The sequence below is a fragment of the Streptococcus sp. 1559 genome (assembly GCF_013276735.1).
Taxonomy (GTDB): Bacteria; Bacillota; Bacilli; order Lactobacillales; family Streptococcaceae; genus Streptococcus; species Streptococcus pseudopneumoniae.
Genome location: NZ_VMLO01000119.1, coordinates 1 through 1,685 on the forward strand (window position 1 = coordinate 1; position 1,685 = coordinate 1,685).

1 protein-coding gene and 3 pseudogenes are annotated in these 1,685 nt (G+C 41.0%); all 4 read left to right on the forward strand.

The features are described 5' to 3' along the window. A pseudogene (locus HT688_RS11005) lies at positions 1-213 on the forward strand (transposase family protein); the annotation flags it as partial. Positions 214-318: 105 nt separating this feature from the next. Continuing rightward, positions 319-423: pseudogene (locus HT688_RS11010) on the forward strand (IS5/IS1182 family transposase); the annotation flags it as partial. A gap of 32 nt (positions 424-455) precedes the next feature. Beyond that, positions 456-1,283 (forward strand): HAD family hydrolase, encoded by an 828-nt coding sequence (locus HT688_RS11015; RefSeq protein WP_023939132.1) that lies wholly within the window; start codon positions 456-458, stop codon positions 1,281-1,283. A gap of 49 nt (positions 1,284-1,332) precedes the next feature. Further along, positions 1,333-1,685, forward strand: a pseudogene (locus HT688_RS11020) (GDSL-type esterase/lipase family protein); the annotation flags it as partial.

Here is a 1,685-nt window from a genome sequence, read left to right on the forward strand (position 1 = left end):
GATATGAAGTTGTTCAAAATGAGTCGCAGAAATATCGGACAAGCTGGTAAAATCTTGGCTGACAGTGGTTATCAAGGGCTCATGAAGATAGATCCTCAAGCACAAACTCCACGTAAATCCAGCAAACTCAAGCCGCTAACAGCTGAAGATAAAGCCTGTAACCATGCGCTATCTAAGGAGAGAATCAAGGTTGAGAGTATTTTTGACAAAGTATAGTAGATTGAAACTAGAATAGTACACCTCTACTTCTAAAACATTGTTAGAAATCGATTTGACTGTCCTGATCGATTTGTCCTGTTCTTATTTCATTGCACTATGAAAACGTTTAAAATATCTTCAACAACCTATCGAAATCATCGTAAACACTTCGGATTACGAATGAATTTGATTGCTGGTATTATCAATCATGAACTAGGATTCTAGTTTTGCAGGAAGTCTAATCAAGAGGAAAGTAAATGACGATTAAGGTAATTGCGACAGATATGGATGGGACCTTGCTGGATGCTAGAGGCCAGCTTGATCTCCCACGCTTGGAAAAGATTGTGGATCAGTTGGATCAAAGGGGGATTCGTTTTGTCATCGCGACAGGGAATGAAATTCACCGCATGAGGCAACTACTGGAGCACTTGGTGGATCGAGTGGTTCTGGTTGTTGCCAATGGTGCTCATATTTTTGAAAACAATGAATTGATTCAGGCTCAGACTTGGGATGATGCCATTGTCGATAAGGCTTTGGCTCATTTCGAGGGTCGAGCGTGTCAGGATCAATTTGTTGTAACAGGGATGAAGGGTGGTTTCGTCAAGGAAGGTACCATTTTTACAGACCTTGAAAGTTTTATGACTCCAGAAATGATTGAAGAATTCTACCAACGAATGAATTTTGTGGATGAATTAACCTCTGACCTCTTTGGTGGTGTGCTCAAGATGAGTATGGTTGTTGGTGAGGAACGTTTGAATTCGGTATTGGAAGAAATCAATGACCTCTTTGATGGCCGTGTTCGGGCTGTATCGAGTGGCTATGGTTGCATTGATATCCTCCAAGCTGGAATTCATAAAGCATGGGGCTTGGAAGAATTACTCAAGCGTTGGGACTTGAACCCCCAACAAATCATGGCTTTTGGCGATAGTGAAAATGATGTTGAAATGCTTGAAATGGCTGGAATTGCCTATGCGATGGAAAATGCTGATGACAAAGCCAAAGCTGTGGCGACGGCTCTAGCGCCAGCCAATAGCCAAGGAGGAGTTTACCAAGTACTGGAAAACTGGTTAGAAAAAGGAGAATGAAGTAGCAGTACAGTTATTAGAAAATTGGTTACTAAAGGAACAAGAAAAAATCCAAACTAAGTATCGTCACCTAAATCAGGTTTCAGTTGTAGAGCCAGATATTCTTTTTATTGGGGATTCCATTATCGAATATTATCCTCTGCAGGAGTTGTTTGGGACTTCAAAGACAATTGTCAATCGAGGAATTTGTGGCTATCAGACAGGACTGTTATTAGAGAATCTGGATGCGCATCTGTACGGTGGGGAGGTAGATAAAATTGTCCTTTTAATTGGGACGAACGATATTGGAAAAGATGTGCCTGTGAATGAGGCTCTCAATAATCTCGAAGCTATCATCAATCCATTGCTCGCGATTATTCACTGACTGAGATAAAATTACTTTCCGGCTCTTTGTCAACTGTA

Excerpts from the sequence above, each read along its gene's own strand:
- HT688_RS11015 (WP_023939132.1), top strand. The coding sequence starts at position 456 with ATGACGATTAAGGTAATTGCGACAGATATGGATGGGACCTTGCTGGAT.